Below are 17087 nucleotides of genomic sequence, written 5' to 3' on the forward strand. Positions count from 1 at the left end.
TATAGAGTTGACTGAAATAAACTAAAGATATGAAGCAAGTTTTGATCTGGCTCATTCAGGCATATCGCCTTTTAATTTCACCCCTGTTTCCGCCCTCCTGCCGCTTTCAGCCGACCTGTTCACAATATGGCATTGAGGCAATTCAGCGATTTGGCGCAATTAAGGGAAGCTGGCTCACCGTGCGGCGAATCTTGCGTTGTCACCCGTTTCATCCGGGCGGCTACGATCCGGTTCCGCCTAAACAGGTGCTAGAAGAATGAGAGTTTGGCTACAGGGTTGCAATATTCCTTCTTGTAAAGTCTGTCGCCCAGTTTAAGCGGCTAGCTTGCCTGCACTTCCCGCAATTCGTGCTGATCCCAGAGCTGGCGATAAAGTCCTGAATGAGCGATTAACTCAGAATGGCTACCTGCCTGCACAATTCGCCCGTGATCCATCACTAGAATCCGATCGGCAGTCGCAGCCGCAGAGAGCTGGTGAGAGATAAACAGCACCGTTTTGCGGCGAGTTCCCTCGGAGAGGTTGTGCAGAATTGCAGTGGCAGTCTGGTTGTCTACGCTGGAAAGGGCATCGTCCAAAATCAGCACGGGCGCGTCGGTGAGTAGAGCTCTGGCTAACGCAGTTCGTTGTCGCTGACCACCAGAAAGGGTAATGCCGCGTTCGCCCACGATCGTCTCGTACTGCTGCGGAAAGTTGAGAATTTCGGTATGGATTTGTGCCTGTTTTGCCGCGTATTCCACCTCAGGCTGTTCGCTCACGGGATCACCATAGCGAATGTTGTTTTGAATCGTAGTGCTGAACAAGAAACTTTCCTGCGGCACATAGGCGATCGCCGATCGCAAATCCTGCAAACGAATCTGTGTGATATCGTGCCCGTCGAGGAAAAGCTGACCGGGTTCAATCTCCAGCAGGCGCGGAATTGCGTTGGCTAGGGTACTTTTACCTGAACCGATCGACCCTACGATCGCCACCGTCTCGCCCGGACGAATCAGGAACTTCACGCGATCGAGCGCAGGCTGTTTTGCCCCACCATAGGTGTAGCTCAGTTCTTCTGCCCGCAGTTCTCCCCGGACTTCCGATCGTTTTAGCCCGATCGCATCAGGAACATCATGGATTCGGGGTGCGGTGGAGAGGATGGTTTCGAGACGATCGATACTGACTTCCCCGCGCTGAAATGCCGTAATCGTAAAGCCCAGCAGAGCTGTGGGAAAGACGAGCCGTTCTGCAAACAGTAACAACGCCACAAAGTCCCCGACGGACAGCGTATTGTTGCCGATCGCCCCAATGCCCAGCGACAGCAGTGCCAACTGACTCACACTTGCCAATCCTCGCAGCAGGGGAAACAGGGTGTTTTGCGTTTTGGAAAGCCGTAGATTTGCCCGCAACAGCTCATGGTTTAGCTGACGAAAAGCGCGTCGCTCGTTGTCTTCTTGGGCATAGATCTTGATCAGGGCAATGCCGCTCATGTCTTCCTGAATCAGGTCACTCAGGCTTGCGGTTTCCTGCTGCACGTTCATTTGGTAGTTTCGCAGTCGCTGGCTAAATAGCTGCACCAACGCCAGAATCAACGGATACACGGCAACTGCCACCAGCGTCAACCGAACGTTGATCGACAGCATCGCGGGCAGGGTCAGCGCGTAAGCCAGGATAATATTCACCGTACTCAGCACCGCAAAACCCACCAGACGGCGAATATTATCAACATCGCTCGTCGCACGGCTAATCAGATCTCCGGGGGTATTGATGGCAAAATAGCTCGGTTCCAGTCCCAACAAATGGCGAAAAATTTGCTGCTTCAGGTCAAACTCTACCTGTCGCCCCACGCCAAACAGCAAAATCCGCGACGACATCCGCGCCAGCCACATAATTGACGAAAGCAGCAGCACCAGCAGCGAATAATAGATGACGCGATCGAAATTAAAATTCTGCTGAAGCTCATCCAGCCCATCGCGAATCAGCAGCGGAATCTGCACCGACAGCCAGTTCACAACGACCAACGAAGCAATCCCGATCGCCGCACCTTTCCAGTGGGGGCGCATGTAGGACAGCAGTTTTTTGAAGCGGGAACGGGAGTCAGCCATAGTTACGGAAGCCAGATAAGTCAGCACCCAGCAGAGCAGCGAGCATCACTCACAGTCTATCGTTTTGATTCCTTTTTCCGCAGCTTAAACGGTCAGGGGGTCAGCCAGCCAACCTCTGAGGAAGTAATAAATTGTTGCCAGGTATTCATCCACCACCCGCGTCGTAATCACCAACGCCTCTGCACTAGGGATAATATCGGTGACGGCGGCAAACTGAAGTCCGCGCTGAATCTGAAACACATAAAAATCAGTCGGTCGAGGAATGACGCTAAAGTTGAGCCGGGTAAAAGTCGAGGCAGTTCGCCGGATCGAGAGGGTAGGAGCCACCAGGACGATCGGAACCCGACCTGCCGTGGCAGGAGCCGGAACCGGACTGGCATTGTTATCGCAAACCGCAAATAGCCGACAGTTCCCATTCCCGGCAGTTGTGGTCAAAATATTGCGAGCGGCTTCTGCACTGCTGCGCGGATCAACCCCATTGCGATCGATCTGAATCCGATCGTTGGGCACACCATTCGCCGTCAACAGTGCCCGGATGCTCTGATCGCTGTTAACCGCTTCGTTATTGCCGTCAATGCTGCTGACGATCACCAGTGGGGTGTTGCCCCGTGCCACGCGAGTTCCATAAAGCTGAGCCGCATAAAGTAGCCGCGACTGAAGATTAACGCTCAAACCGCCTGTGGTGTTGCTGATCTGGGTCCGAATTCGCGAAGACGGGTCAGAGGGCAATGCCCCATCGCCCAGTACGACGATCGCCTGCCCTTCCTGAGGATTGGATGCCTCCTGACGCTGCACTGCCTCTAGCACGGTTCGCTGCTCGGTTTGAGCCGTGAGCAGGTATGCCGTCAGCGGCAAGCTAAAGATCAGCAAAATCAAGAAAGCGGCAAGCACCTGTCCTCCATCCACCGACTTTAAGCCCTTTCGCATTGCCGCACCCAGCAGCACCAGCGATAGCCCCAACGGTCGCAGGAAAAAGGCAATAAACGACCACAAAATCCCAACCGTGCGATTGGTCGGCTGTAGAAACGCCAGCACCAGCAGCAGCACCAGCACAATCCCGCCCAACCAGGTGAGATAGCGACGATCGATAAAATTTTGCAGAACGTAGCGAACGATAAAAAAGATGGCAGTCAGGAGCAGCAGTTGCGTAATCAGTTCAAACATGGGCTTTGTTATCGCGGCAGAGCATAACCAAGTGGAGCGAATCGAGTGGGGAGTTCCCCGCTGGGGGTAATCGAATTGAGACCTGCTCTAATGTACTCAAACTCGGTACAAACGGTTAAAAAAAAGCCCCTACCAAACGGCAAGGGCTATCACTTCCTGGAAAACGTAGTGAGAACTCAAAATCAAGAATCTGGACTAATATGCGCCCGATCGATTCAGAATGACGGCGATCGTCTGGAAAATTAACTGCAAGTCATAGAGCGGATGCCAGCGTTGCTGATAGCGCAGATCCAGCTCAACAATCTGTTCAAAGTCCTTAATGGCAGAACGTCCACTGACCTGCCACTCTCCGGTTAGCCCTGGTTTAACGTTGAGCCTCAGCCAGTGCCGATCAGCATAGCGGCTGACTTCATCGCGGGTCGGCGGACGGGTTCCAACCAGGCTCATATCGCCCATCAGTACATTCCAGAACTGGGGAAACTCATCCAGGCTGGTCTTTCGCAGAAATTGCCCAACACGAGTAATCCGAGGGTCTTGCTCGTTCTTAAAGATAAGCCCCTTTGCTTCGTTTTGAACCAGGGCTTTGAGTTGATCGGCGTTTTGCACCATCGATCGAAACTTGAGCAGCGTAAACGTCTTGCCCCGTAAGCCAAATCGCTCCTGCCGAAAGAAAATTGGTCCAGGGCTGTCTAGCTTGATGACCACGGCGATCGGAATAAACATCAAGGCGAGCAGGAGTAGCCCGACGATCGCCCCCACAATATCGATCATGCGCTTAATGACTGAAGAGGCAGAGGGGTGAGGAGCCTGAACTTGCAGCCCTATAGGAAGGGAAATAGAGTGCCCTGCTTGCTGAATCACGGAGTCAGTCATGCTTAGAAGCCCGTACAATGTCTAGGTGAGTGACGAGGGAAGTGGCTAGGAGAAGTGTCTAGGACAAAACGACTACCATTTTATTCCTGAAGTATAAAATCGCGGCATATCAAGCATCGAGGGAAATTCGCTTCTTTGCAAAAGCTTTTTAGTTCTGTAGAAATACTGAATGATCCCTAGAGTTTTGTGAAGCTGAGATGAAGACAGCAGATGTTGGTTCTCTTTTTTATATTTTCTACCGATGAAATTTTAATTTCGGTGGATTGGCTTACAGCGACTTACCCGGTTGCTGCATCAAAAGTCACAGTATTGGTCCTGAAAACGTCTTGAAAACCACACTCATCTGCAAACTAAAAGAATAGGGACTTTTTAGAAATAGTAATGCCACTTCATATCCCGCTACGAGCAGCACGTAGGCGAGGAATAGATCGAGCAATCGGGCAATTCAGAAAAGCAGATTAGAAAAGTTTGTTCACAAAAAAGTTGAAGGGCTTTGTATGCACCGTTTGGCAACTCAGCCAGGAGGCTGGACTCCAGAGACGGAAGGAGTTATTTTTATCGAGCAGTCGCCTGCGCCACTCGTGTACCTGACCGCGGCTGATACCGATATTCAGGTGCTTGCTGCGGCAACTTCTCAGCTTTCCGAAGGGTTTCCGGCAATTCGGGCAGTGAATCTGCTTCAGCTTCAGCAGCATTTGACGATCGACACCTATGCAGAACAGGTCTTGTCTCAGGCAAAGGCGATCGTGCTGCGCTTGCTGGGGGGACGATCGTACTGGTCTTATGGGCTGGAGGTGGTCAAGCAAACAGTACAGGAAACAGGAGCCATGCTGTTTGTGCTGCCTGGGGATGATAAACCCGACCCAGAGCTGTGCAGCCATTCAACGGCTTCGCTGGTGGCGGTCGATCGACTCTGGCGATACTTCACCGAAGGCGGCGTAGAAAATATGGTCAACGCGCTCAAATTTCTGGCGGATACTGCTTGCCAGACCGATTATCAGCCCGACCTGCCGCGATCGATTCCGCGAGTCGGACGCTATCCTTTTCCGCTGCCTCAGCCCCTTGCCCTGGATGCCCCAAAAGCCGGAATTCTCTTTTATCGTGCCCATTATCTCGCAGGCAACATTGCCCCGATCGATGCGCTTTGTCAGGCGTTAAGCGATCGAGGTTTAGAACCTGTGCCCCTGTTTGTTTCTTCGCTGCGGGATGGCGAGGTGCAGGCAGAGCTACTGAACTGGTTTCAGGACCAGTGCCCGATTCAGGTTTTGCTGAATGCAACAAGCTTTTCCCTTGCTCGTCTGGAAGCCGAAACGCCTAAGGTTGAGCTATGGCAGTGTCTTGATGTCCCGGTGTTGCAGGTAATTCTCAGCAGCGGCACACAGGCCCAGTGGATCGAGCAAACTCGCGGACTCTCTCCTCGCGATATGGCGATGAATGTGGCTCTGCCTGAAGTCGATGGGCGGATTATTACTCGTGCCGTGTCATTTAAAGCGGTTGAGGCACGCCATCCCATCCTGGAAACCGATGTGGTGGGCTATCAGCCGCTAGCCGATCGCATTCAGTTTGTGGCAGACCTGGCAATGAATTGGGTGCGTTTACGCCAAACCCCTGTAATCGATCGCCGTATCGCGTTAATCCTGGCAAACTATCCCACCCGCGATGGCAGACTGGCCAATGGCGTTGGGCTGGACACGCCTCAAAGCTGCGTTGAAATCCTCAAAGCTCTCCAGCAGCAGGGCTACTGGGTTGAAAATCTACCCCAATCTGGGGACGAGCTGATCGCGCTGTTGACCCAAACGGTAACGAACGACCCAGAGGGACAACTCCTGCGTCCAGTGCGCCAATCCCTAACCCTGCCCCAATACAATCGCTTTTTTCAATCGCTGCCGCATCCTGTACAGCAAGGCATCACCGATCGCTGGAATTGTCCTACGGCGGAACTGTCTCAACGGGGTCTAACAGATTCCCCGAATTCCCCCGAAACCGCCTTTCCGATCGCTGGAGTGCAGTTGGGTAAAGTCTTTGTCGGAGTGCAGCCTGCCAGAGGCTATGATCTGGAGCCATCGCTCAACTATCACGCCCCCGACCTAGAGCCGCCCCACGCCTATCTCGCCTTTTATGAGTGGCTGCGTCAGCAGTTTGGCGCACAGGCGATCGTTCATGTAGGTAAGCACGGCAATCTCGAATGGCTTCCGGGCAAGGGAACGGCTCTTTCTGCCTCCTGCTATCCTGAAGCAGTGTTTGGCGCGATGCCCCACCTGTATCCGTTTATCGTGAATGATCCGGGCGAAGGTGCTCAAGCAAAACGCCGATCGCAAGCTGTCATTCTCGATCACCTCACCCCGCCCCTGACCCGCGCTGAACTTTATGGCGGGCTTCAACAGCTTGAAACGCTGATGGATGAATATTACGAAGCGCAAAGCCTCGATCCGTCCCGTTTATCGCTGATCCGCGATCGAATTCTCACGCTGATCGACCAGACAAATTTAGACCGGGATCTCGCACTGCGATTGGGCACTCAAACCCCCTCTGCTGACGATCGTTTCACCGAACTCCTCACCCGAATCGACGGCTACCTCTGCGAACTTAAAGAAGCGCAAATTCGCGACGGGCTGCATATTTTCGGCAGTTGTCCTCAAGGGCGACAGCTGCGGGATTTGATTGTGTCGATCGCCCGCCATCCCGGACGCGATCGAATTGGACTGACTCGTGCCATTGCTCAGGATTGGGAGCTACCCTTTGATCCGCTCACGGCAGATCCAGCAATTTTAATAGAATCTCTTAATCATCAAAGTCCACTAGCATTAAGCCCTTCAGGGGGATGCTCAACGCTGTCTAACTCAACGATTCATCCCCCGATTCAGCAACGCCAAAATTCTTGCGAGTGGCGCACCATCGGCGATGCGATCGAAGCTCTGGAAACAGCGGCGGCAGCGTTGATCGAATCTCTATTACAATCCGTCCCCATTTCCGCCAATCTGCCCGCCACGCAAACAGAACTGCACTGGATTACCAAAACTCTGCTGCCTGCCCTGAAACAAACCGATCGCGAAATCACGCATCTGCTCCATGGGCTATCGGGCGGCTATGTGCCGAGCGGAGCATCGGGCGCACCGACACGCGGGCGTCCTGAAGTGTTGCCCACCGGACGCAATTTCTACTCGGTCGATATTCGCGCCATTCCCACCATGACGGCTTGGGATGTGGGACGCAAAGCAGCAGAAACGCTAATCGAGCAATACACCCAGGAACAGGGCGAATATCCGCGCACGCTGGCTCTCTCGATCTGGGGCACGTCCACAATGCGAACCGGGGGCGATGACTTTGCCGAAGCATTGGCGTTGCTAGGCGTACAGCCGGTCTGGGAAGGAGCTTCAGGGCGTGTGATTGATTTCGAGATTTTGCCGCTGTCGGTGCTAGGTCGTCCCAGAGTGGATGTAACGCTGCGGATCTCTGGCTTTTTCCGCGATGCCTTCCCGAATCTAATTGATCTGTTTCAGCAGGCGATCGTTGCTGTCGCAGCCCTGGAGGAATCCCCAGAGCAAAATCCGCTTGCTGCCCAGGTTCAGCAGGACGCTCAAAACGGGTTGCAAACCGGACTTTCGATGGAACAGGCGATCGATCGCGCTCACTACCGCATCTTTGGCTCAAAACCGGGAGCTTATGGAGCCGGACTGCAAGGCTTAATCGATGCCCAAAACTGGACGGACGATCGTGACCTGGCGCAGGCTTACCTGAACTGGAGCAGCTACGCCTACACCGGAAAAACTGAAAGCTTTGCGCCCGAAGCGTTTGAGCAGCGACTCCGTCAGATGCAAATCGTGCTGCACAACCAAGACAACCGCGAACACGATCTGCTCGATTCCGATGACTATTATCAGTTTCAGGGGGGCCTGACGGCAGCAGTGCGAACCCTATCAGGCAGCAATCCGACCGTTTATTTTGGCGATCATGCCCTGCCCGAAAATCCGAAAGTGCGTCGTCTGGAAGCCGAAATTGCCAGAGTCTATCGATCGCGGGTCGTTAATCCCAAATGGATCGCGGGCGTGATGCGGCACGGCTATAAAGGCGCGTTTGAAATGGCAGCCACGGTCGATTATTTGTTTGCCTATGATGCAACGGCGCATTGCGTCCAGGACTATATGTATCAGGGCATTGCCGAGGCGTACTTATTTGACCCGACCGTGCAGGCTTTTATTCAGCAAAAAAATCCCTGGGCACTGCGTGATATGGCAGAACGGTTACTCGAAGCCAACCAACGCGGGCTCTGGCAGGAGGCTGATTCCAAAACATTAGAACAGCTTCGATCGCTGGTCCATGAAACAGAAGGGACGATCGAAGCTCTGAGTTCAACAGGTTTCTGAGTTCAATTGCCACCCTACAGAACTGGTTTCAAAGTCCCCCAGGATCTGGGGATTTAGGAAGCAATGTAAAAAGCTTTGTTACTCTTCAACCCTAAACATTCGGCGTATTGACTCCAGGAGCCGCAGGTCTAGAAAACAGTCCAAAAATCGGACCCAGAACTGCACCAAACACAAAACCGCCTGCGTGTGCCCAGTACGCCACGCCGCCCCCTTGCATGCCGACCATTGATGGAGCGTCCAGACTTGCTACCCCATAAAGAGCCTGCTGCACAAACCAAAAACCCAGGAACAGAATTGCCGGAATGCGGAAGGTGGTAATAAACAGGAAAATCGGCACCAGCGTCAGAATTCGCACCTGCGGGAACCGCAAAATATAGGCGCCCATGACTCCGGCGATCGCCCCACTCGCCCCCAGCGACGGCACATCCGATCCGGCTGAGAAATACCACTGCGCTAAAGCGGCCAGTGCCCCACACAGCAAGTAAAAGATCAGGAACCGCGTATGCCCCATCTGGTCTTCGACGTTGTTGCCAAACACCCAGAGGTAAAGCATATTACCGCCGACATGCAGCAGTCCCGCGTGCAAAAACTGGGAGCTAAACAGGGTCGTAATCTCTTGCAGCAGCGAAATCTGGGGGTTGCCCTGCAACGCTGCCGAAAACTGAACCGGAACCACTGCCCAAGTGCGGAAAAAGCCCTCCAACACAGGTCCAGGTAAACTAATTTCGTATAGAAAGATCAAAATATTGAGGGCAATCAGCCCATAGGTCACGTATGGGGTAACGCGAACCGGATTTTCATCACGAAGGGGAACCACAGCAGTTGCTCTTAGTAAGGATATATTTTGTGCAAGCAGAGCATACCGCGATCGATCGCTCCCTTGCGTCTGACTCACGATAGGTTTCACCAAAGGAAATTCCTGGCTTCTCCTTACCGCGAATCCTAAGCATGAGCTTTAAATTTCTCAAATAAATAAGCTTCAATAATGAGCTTTAACGGGCGACAGAGATCAAAATAAAGCCAAAAAATACAAGACAAGGAACCTAGCTGATGTGAGACAGATGCCCCGACAGTAGCAGCCAAATTCCTTGTCTTCGCAGGTGTCCAGATTTCTAAACTCAGAGAGCAAAGAACCAAACGATAAGCCGATCGGAGAGTATCAAGCAGAAAATGCAGATAAAGCAGCCCAAACAAGGGGCATCACTCAATCTGGCAGCTATTTACTCAACCACGACCGTGCCAGCCATACCTGCACCCCGGTGAGGAGCGCAATAGTATTTGTAGGTTCCGGGCTCGTCAAAGGTGACTTCATAGGATTCGCCCGGAGAGAACATGAGCTGGTCGTGCGACTTAGCCGCCTGTGCCTTATCTTCAAACACCACGTTATGCGGAGGCAACTTGTTATTCTGCCATTTCACGGTGTCACCCGCTTTGATGGTCAGGGTAGAAGGCTGAAATGCCAGCATTCCATTGTCAGCACCCATTTTGACCGTGTAGGTTTCAGCAGAAGCAGGCGAGACAGCCAGCAGAAACGTGCAAACAACCAACGCGATCGAACAAAGGGTGAGACTTAAACTCCGCGAAACAAAGGAAAACAGTTTCATGAGTAACCTCTGGAGGTTTAAGTTGAACTCAGTCTTATCACTCAAATTTTATCTTGAAAGATCACCGTTCATAACGATAAATTGCCCCAGCCTGGAGCTTTTTGAGCCGCTCGAAGCAAAAATGCTGCTAAATCCTCGGTCTGCTTGGTCGAAAGCCACGACTCTGGAACCTCGCGACAATACAGGCTTTCCTCACTGCCGTCATAAGTCATCGGCTGCCGCAGAAAAGCAACCAGACTCTCAATGTTGTCCCGTGGTGGCATTGCTCCCTTCAGCGCCTCCAGCGTCAGCGGCACGGTCGGGTCAGGCAAAGTTGCACCGCCCACATGACAGTTTTTGCAGTTCTCCTCAAAAAAACGCTTGCCCGCTGACAACTGCTCTGCCGAAAACTCGCGGCGATTTCCCTCAGCATTATTAGGGAGGGCGATCGGTTCTTTGGCATCCAGATAGCGCAGCACATAGGCATCAATTCCTGCCGCTTCTGCCGGTGGAGAACCCAGGAAAGCAGCGAATACGATGGCAAATACGATGTGGAGTAAAGCGATCGTCATGCCAAACGCACTCAGGCAAGTTTGCCAACCGCGAAGAATTCGCCTGATTTGAGCCACTCGACCAAAAACCTGACAAAACACGGAACGTCCTCCTGGGAATTAGCCCTCAACCCTTTTCTTTAATAAAGTGCAGCGCAACGCACTGGCAAAAATCCAAAAAACAAGGGGCAGGCAATGCCCGACCCCAAAACTCCTCTCATTCAGAGAGTGCTTAAAAAAACAGTTTAGTAATAGATTTTGCCGCCGCCCCACTTCTCGCCAACTACTTTTGGCTGAAGCAGAATATGTCCAGCGATCGCAACCAGGTCATCTTCGGTCAGATTTCGCATCTTTGGAAAGATGTCCGTGCTCTTCGTGCTGGGGTGAATCTCAGAGATGTCAGACTGCCCATCGTAGGTCGTGGGGTTGTGCATATAGTCCACCAGTGCCTCTAGATTGTCCCGACGAGGATTCGCCAGCGCAAGGGATTCTGGGTCAAGTCCAACGTTGGGGTCAGTCTTGGTTACGCCACCCACATGGCACTGACCACAGGCATAGTTAAACAACCGCTTGCCTTCAGAGACTTGCTCCAGGCTCAGGGTCTTTGTATCGCCCTGGTCATTTAGGGAAATGGTACGGGTTGCTTTATCCAGTTCAGCCGCAGTTGCGCCTCCGACAAACAGTTGAAAAGCCAGGAAGACCGTCACTGCAACAACCCAGATGTATCTTTTAAACATGGTTCTCCTTAAGAGTGCGTCCTTCGTTATCGGGTTTGATAAAAGTTCAACACAGCGAGACTCAATCTGCTTCAAGTCCATACACGGGAAGCCACAAACCCTAACGCTTGCTCTGCGCCGACCGATCAGGATTGAGCTAGCTCATTCAATATCATGCCACTGTTTGACGCTTTCCCAAAGACTGATGACGATAGACTTTCATCCATCTGCTGCTGGAAGATTTACCTCCGAAAAATAGAGTTGCTTTTCGATCGCACTCCGTAGGATGTTTTAGATTCCTGTCCGGCTCCTCCGCTTGCAGGGGGCTGCCACAGCACAAAGGGCAAGCTGTAGTCCGCCAATGAGCAGCATCACCAGGGTTGTAATCCAGATAATCCAGCGATTGGGCTGATAGTTACCCCGCTCGATCTGGCGAAATGTCCGGTTATAGCTCCATGCTGCCAGCACAATCATCACCATGCCTGCCAGCACCAGCACTAGTCCAATCGTTTGGGAGCTAATGGGATTACGCGGCAGTGTAGTTTGAGTTACGCCCTCGTGAAGCTCGCGCAAGAATAGCCCAAAGCGGGCGATCGCTAATCCAAAACTAATCAAGGCGATCGAAGTCCGAACCCAGGCAAGAAAAGTACGCTCGTTTGCCTGATGCTCACGCTGACGATCGACGCGGAATGGTTGACTCACAAATTCCTACTATTAGGACAGATTAGCGATAGTTCGTGAACTGTAGCGCTACCGGATAATCTTCCTGCTTAAGCCGCTGAATTACTTCTTGCAGATCGTCTTTTGCTTTGGCGGTGACTCGCACCGCATCGCCCTGAATCGACGGCTGCACTTTCTTAAACTCATCTCGAATCAGCTTAGAAATCTGCTTGGTCAGCTCAGAGCTAATGCCTTTCCGCAGTTTGATTTCCTGCTTCACCCGGTTTCCTCCAGCAGATTCCACCTTGCCGTAGTCAAAAATTTTCAGCGACAAATTCCGCTTCGCTGCTTTCGTATGCAGAATCGTGTGAACGGCTTGCAGGGTAAAGTCGCTGTCGGTATTCACCACGATCGACTCTGCACCCAGCTCTAGCGTCGTTTTCGTGTCTTTTAAGTCGTAGCGAGTATCGATTTCTCGTTTGGTTTGATCGACCGCGTTCACGAGTTCCTGGCGATCGAAATCACTTACTACATCAAAGGAATACGTAGAAGCCATGAGTCAAAAGAACAATAAAAAACCACAATCTGAGCAAAATAATTTAGGCAACGACTTCTTGCCGAATTTTGGCTTAGCAGAGATTTGGTCGAGCCATTCCAAAACTTAAGTCTAATTCATAAATTTGCTGAGTCTACCGATCGCTCTGCCAACTCAGCCCTAAGGCGCAGCCTGCTGCAAGCTCAGCCCCATCAGCGTTGCGATTGCCAGCGTTCCGACGCCAAACATCAGCGATCGCAGAATCGGCACATTTAAAATGTAAAACGGCGAGTAGAGCGATCGAGCCACCACATAGCTGATTGCGGCCCCGGTTGCCCAGACCGATTCTACCTGAGTCACGACTGCCATCAGTGCCCCCGCCGCAAACAGCATAAATGACTCAAACGAATTCTCATGTGCCCAAGTCGCCCGTTTCGCATAGTTCGGCAGCTTATCAAACAAGGCACGCGGATTTGCCATATCGAAACCTGCCTGCACTCGCCCATAGGCAACCACCAAAAACGGCACATAGATGAGGACAGCGGTGATCGCAATGCAAAGCAAAAGCGTATATCGCACAGGCAGGGCTTGCAGCACAGGCATAAGCTCGAATCAAAGGATAGTTATTTTTTCTATAGTGAGGGAAGTGAGACTTCGTTCTACTTTCACCAGAACTGCTTTCACTCAAAGCGGCTTAGTCAAAATAGAAAAGCGTCACCAGTTTGCGCTGTTCTTCCGCATCGCTGCACGTTTTTAGCAGTGTATGACTGTCGTGAAACGCAAAGCAAATTAACTGCTGACAGCGCGAAATAATTTCCTGATTACAAATCGCACTCGCCTCGCCAAGCGGGAGATGATCGTTAACAGGGTTCGCGACGAGATGAATCACCTGCTCTAGCTGTTCTCGCGATTCACGCGGCTGCTTATCTAGGCTCTGCGGCAGAATAACCGTTAGCAGATTAGGGTCGGCTCGCATTGCCCCCCGAATTGCAGCAGAGTTTGTTCCTGTTGCCCCTGAGGTGAGGAGATGATTCCCTGATAGCACCAGAGCATAGCTCATTAACTCAATCAGGTTTTGATGGGTAATCGGAACGTGGCGAGAGCCGAGTAATGCAATCCGCTTTGAGCCAGTTTGCTGAATCGCAGCTAGCTCCTGCAAGAATTCATCAACTTTAGGAATATCGATAGATTGACTCAAAAGACGTATCTTGACAAACAACCTCGATATTCTAGCAGGTGTCAGTAATTTTCAAAATTAGGACAACTACAGAAACCCAGTCAAAAGCCACAGGCTTAGACCAGCCTCCTGAATCAGCCAGGTTTGCTTTTTGGTTAGCCCGACGATCGCCTAAAAGTAAAAGTTTCCTCCAGTGGATTACTGCTTGGCGAACACTCCGATTCAGCTTGAACTGCCCTTACCAGCGGCGTCGAATTTGTAACCGAAAACGCGCTGTGGGCGATCGAAGCAGGCTGTTGTGATGAAGAGATATCAGACGTGAGAACTTCAGCAGACGCACACAGAAAAAAGATAAAGCTAATACTGCCTAAACGGACCCGATCGCCATCATTGAGAAGAACAGGCTGACGAATTGGTTCACCGTTGACAAATGTTCCATTTCTGCTGCCTAGATCGGTTAAGTAAAAGCCCTTCTGCGCCACATACTCGATCGCCGCATGAGCACGAGAAAGCTGCCGATCAGCAATTGGAATTGCCGACTGCTGGGGACTCCGACCAATTCGCCACTGATGTTCGGGCTGAAGCAGGGCTTGGGTTTTGCCCAGAAGATTGGTCACAAGATGCGGCTGACCCAGCACTACTCCTTGAACGTAGGGCAGCTTTACACTTCCCAAAGCTCTGCTCGTTTCAAGACTAAGAATATCGTCTAGCAGTTCTCGGCGGTATTCATACAGCCTGCAAAACACCTGATACAGCCCTAACTTTTGCTGTAAATCACTATCCTCATAAGTGTCCATAAACTCGGAGCTATAGGACATCCATTGATGTGAGCTGACCATAGCGTGACAGGTAATATGAATGAATAGAATGGAAAAAAGCCAGAGATTTTGCGAATTAAGAGAATCAGCAGCTAAACAGAATGCCGATTTGCGGATTGGTCGCTTTGCCTTAAGGAACAGACGAAGACAAATCGCGGATCAGCAAAATACTAGATTCAGCACAATTGCAGCACACTGACAGCCTTCACTTAACTCTAGTAAAAACTGACTCCAGTGAGAAGTGCTGCAAAGCTTGAAACCTGATAGATTGCAGCAGATGATATTCACCCATTGCCTTAGATTACCCATTTTTCTAGATTAGGAGTTTCAGCGATCGATTCAGAACCGCGAAATTACTGGACGTTAATAATAGTAACGAATTTATGAAGAAATCCAGGCGCAGGGCGAGCAAGCTGCACCAATCTGCCTGAACCGCTCAAGCCTTATTCTTTCCGGCAAACGCCTTATCCTGGCAAGCTTGCTGAAGCTGGAGCGGTTGCTTCGCAGTTCCCCGAAGGGGTTAATCATTCCTGAAGAAAATCGAGCAGTTCGCGGTTTACGGTTTGTGGGGCTTCCTGCTGAATCCAGTGCCCACAGTGCGAGAGAAACTTAAGCTTGATTGGAGCCGTCACCAGCCGTTCAATGCCTTCGGTCAGCTTTTCACTAAACAGGAAATCATCTTCACCCCACAAAATCAGGGTTGGAGCAGAAATCGGGGTTGGGGCATGGCTCCATTGATTCCACCAGGTTTGCGGCGAAAACAGGTGACGATAGTGATTCAAAACGGCTGTCAGCGCACCGGGTTTTTCCAGCGCAGCCTGGTAGAGATCGGTATCCTGGCTGGTAAACGCGCTCTTACGCACCGCCTGACCCTGAAACAGGTTTTTGACAATCGACTTCAGATTAGAGCGAATAAACCATTCGGGCAGCGTGGGAATTTGCAGTGCCAGCAGATACCAGCTTCGGCGAATTTGATCGGCATTGCCAACCAATTCCTGCACAAACCGCTGGGGATGAGGTGCATTGAGTACCGCTAGTCGTTGCGTCAAATTGGGAAAGCGATGGGCAAAATGCCAGGCGATCGTGCCGCCCCAGCTATGTCCGACCACATGAGCACTGCGATAGCCAAGGTTTTCAATCAAGCCACGAATATCAGCCGTCAGCGTATCGAGATCGTATCCGGTCGCTGGCTTATCAGAGTCATTGCAGCCGCGCAGATCAGGCACGACAACCTTAAAGTGTTTTGCCAGTGCCGGAATCTGATGCCGCCAGGAATACCAGAACTCTGGAAACCCGTGCAGCAGAATTACCAGATCTCCTTCGCCCTGCGTCACACAGTGAAGGCGAATATTATTAGTCTCGACAAAAGCGTGCTGCCATCCTGATTCGATCGCAGTCATAGGAGGAGAATTTGACCTGAAGAATTGGTATGTAATTGGTATCTATAGATACGCTAGCACGAAAAACTTGTGTCTACAGATACATCCCGATTTCTACTGACTGGTGTAAATTCCGCGTTTGCGAAGCTGCTGCACAAAGAATTCTTCCAGCGAAGGACGCGCCAGATTCATGCTGATCAGATCTGCCTGCATCAGCTTCAGGCTCGCCAAAAAATCCTGTGGGTCGCCGCGTAGGTGTCCCAGCCAATTGCCTTCGACCAGTTCGACATCGGGCAACCACTGCCGCAGAATTTCTGGATTGCCGTCGCGCACCCGAACCTGGTATAGATCGGCGTTTCCGAGCAGCTCCTGAAGTGAACCGATACAGAGCAGTTCCCCTCGTGCCAGAATCGCAACTCGATCGCAAATTTTCTCCACATCCGAGAGAATATGACTGTTAAAGAAGATGGTTTTTCCCTGCGACTTGAGAGAAAGAATAATTTCACGAATCTGATAGCGTCCCAGCGGATCGAGTCCTGACATTGGCTCATCCAGAAACACCACTTCTGGATCATTAATTAACGCCTGCGCCATCCCGACCCGCTGCAACATTCCCTTGGAATAATGGCGCAACTGTTTTTTTCGCGCTGAGGACTGCGCCAAGCCCACTAGATCGAGCAGTTGTGGAATGCGCTGACGCTGCACGGATTTAGGAATGCGAAACAGACCCGCCGCATATTCCAGAAATTCCCATCCGGTTAGATAGTCATAAAAGTAAGCGTTTTCCGGCAAATAGCCAACGCGCTGCTTGGCGGATCGATCGCCCAGCGGTTTGCCCAGCAGTTGCCCCGTGCCCGAAGTCGGACGAATAATGCCCAGCAGCGTTTTTAGCAGCGTGGTTTTGCCCGCGCCGTTTTGCCCCAGCAGCCCAAAGGTTTCGCCCCGAAAGACCTGTAGCGAACAGTCTTGCAGCGTCACCACCTTTTGATTCAGCCAGAACCCGGTGCGATAAACCTTTCTGAGGGCGATCGTTTCGACAACAGCAGAACGATCCATCTCGCTGAATGCAGATTCAGTAGGTTGAACAGTCGATTCAAAAACAACAGACATGGGATTATTGCGGCATCTCTCCTGAGGTTGCCCCTATTTTGCCCGCTTTTATGTCAGTCTAGAGCATACCCAGGTCAAG

16 protein-coding genes are annotated in these 17087 nt (G+C 51.6%); 2 read left to right on the forward strand and 14 right to left on the reverse strand.

Annotation, left to right across the window (positions count from 1 at the left end):
- The first annotated feature begins 29 nt into the window (after positions 1-29).
- Positions 30-260: a membrane protein insertion efficiency factor YidD gene (yidD, locus tag NDI45_RS08410; protein ID WP_190792025.1), complete on the forward strand. Its 231-nt coding sequence runs from the start codon at positions 30-32 to the stop codon at positions 258-260.
- Positions 261-320: 60 nt separating this feature from the next.
- On the opposite strand, the gene NDI45_RS08415 is transcribed toward yidD, so the two are convergent.
- The 3 genes from NDI45_RS08415 to NDI45_RS08425 form a co-directional block, all read right to left on the reverse strand.
- Entirely contained in the window at positions 321-2078 is a 1758-nt protein-coding gene (locus NDI45_RS08415; protein WP_348247036.1) for an ABC transporter ATP-binding protein, read from the reverse strand.
- Positions 2079-2162: 84 nt separating this feature from the next.
- Positions 2163-3242 carry an ElyC/SanA/YdcF family protein gene (locus NDI45_RS08420; protein ID WP_190792027.1) on the reverse strand — a complete coding sequence of 360 codons (1080 nt, stop codon included), beginning with the start codon at positions 3240-3242 and terminating at the stop codon, positions 2163-2165.
- A gap of 195 nt (positions 3243-3437) precedes the next feature.
- On the reverse strand, positions 3438-4115 hold the full coding sequence (locus NDI45_RS08425; protein WP_190792028.1) for a sugar transferase: 678 nt from the start codon (positions 4113-4115) through the stop codon (positions 3438-3440).
- Between the two features lie 497 nt (positions 4116-4612).
- Here NDI45_RS08425 and cobN point away from each other — a divergent pair, with 497 nt between their 5' ends.
- A complete protein-coding gene (cobN, locus tag NDI45_RS08430) occupies positions 4613-8479 on the forward strand; it encodes a cobaltochelatase subunit CobN (RefSeq protein WP_348247037.1) in 3867 nt (1288 codons plus the stop codon).
- Between the two features lie 91 nt (positions 8480-8570).
- On the opposite strand, the gene NDI45_RS08435 is transcribed toward cobN, so the two are convergent.
- The 11 genes from NDI45_RS08435 to NDI45_RS08485 form a co-directional block, all read right to left on the reverse strand.
- Entirely contained in the window at positions 8571-9296 is a 726-nt protein-coding gene (locus tag NDI45_RS08435) for a rhomboid family intramembrane serine protease (protein WP_348247038.1), read from the reverse strand.
- A 403-nt stretch (positions 9297-9699) separates the two neighbouring features.
- The gene (petE, locus tag NDI45_RS08440) at positions 9700-10083 is read right to left on the reverse strand and encodes a plastocyanin (RefSeq protein ID WP_190792030.1); all 384 of its coding nucleotides are present in this window, start codon (positions 10081-10083) and stop codon (positions 9700-9702) included.
- 68 nt (positions 10084-10151) lie between these two features.
- On the reverse strand, positions 10152-10715 hold the full coding sequence (gene psbV2, locus NDI45_RS08445) for a photosystem II cytochrome PsbV2 (protein ID WP_348247039.1): 564 nt from the start codon (positions 10713-10715) through the stop codon (positions 10152-10154).
- Positions 10716-10858: 143 nt separating this feature from the next.
- Positions 10859-11350: a photosystem II cytochrome c-550 gene (gene psbV / locus NDI45_RS08450; protein ID WP_190792991.1), complete on the reverse strand. Its 492-nt coding sequence runs from the start codon at positions 11348-11350 to the stop codon at positions 10859-10861.
- A gap of 270 nt (positions 11351-11620) precedes the next feature.
- Positions 11621-12031: a DUF202 domain-containing protein gene (locus NDI45_RS08455; protein WP_348247040.1), complete on the reverse strand. Its 411-nt coding sequence runs from the start codon at positions 12029-12031 to the stop codon at positions 11621-11623.
- Positions 12032-12053: 22 nt separating this feature from the next.
- A complete protein-coding gene (locus NDI45_RS08460; protein ID WP_190792989.1) occupies positions 12054-12545 on the reverse strand; it encodes a YajQ family cyclic di-GMP-binding protein in 492 nt (163 codons plus the stop codon).
- A gap of 159 nt (positions 12546-12704) precedes the next feature.
- The gene (locus tag NDI45_RS08465; protein WP_190792988.1) at positions 12705-13127 is read right to left on the reverse strand and encodes an MAPEG family protein; all 423 of its coding nucleotides are present in this window, start codon (positions 13125-13127) and stop codon (positions 12705-12707) included.
- A 91-nt stretch (positions 13128-13218) separates the two neighbouring features.
- Complete coding sequence (locus NDI45_RS08470; RefSeq protein ID WP_348247041.1) at positions 13219-13722, reverse strand: DNA recombination-mediator protein A; 504 nt, start codon at positions 13720-13722, stop codon at positions 13219-13221.
- A gap of 134 nt (positions 13723-13856) precedes the next feature.
- Complete coding sequence (locus NDI45_RS08475; RefSeq protein ID WP_348247042.1) at positions 13857-14540, reverse strand: FHA domain-containing protein; 684 nt, start codon at positions 14538-14540, stop codon at positions 13857-13859.
- Between the two features lie 503 nt (positions 14541-15043).
- Positions 15044-15919: an alpha/beta hydrolase gene (locus NDI45_RS08480; RefSeq protein ID WP_190792985.1), complete on the reverse strand. Its 876-nt coding sequence runs from the start codon at positions 15917-15919 to the stop codon at positions 15044-15046.
- Positions 15920-16012: 93 nt separating this feature from the next.
- Positions 16013-16954 (reverse strand): ABC transporter ATP-binding protein, encoded by a 942-nt coding sequence (locus tag NDI45_RS08485; RefSeq protein ID WP_242067436.1) that lies wholly within the window; start codon positions 16952-16954, stop codon positions 16013-16015.
- Positions 16955-17087: the final 133 nt, after the last annotated feature.

Source organism: Leptolyngbya sp. GB1-A1, from assembly GCF_039962475.1.
GTDB lineage: Bacteria > Cyanobacteriota > Cyanobacteriia > Elainellales > Elainellaceae > Leptolyngbya_A.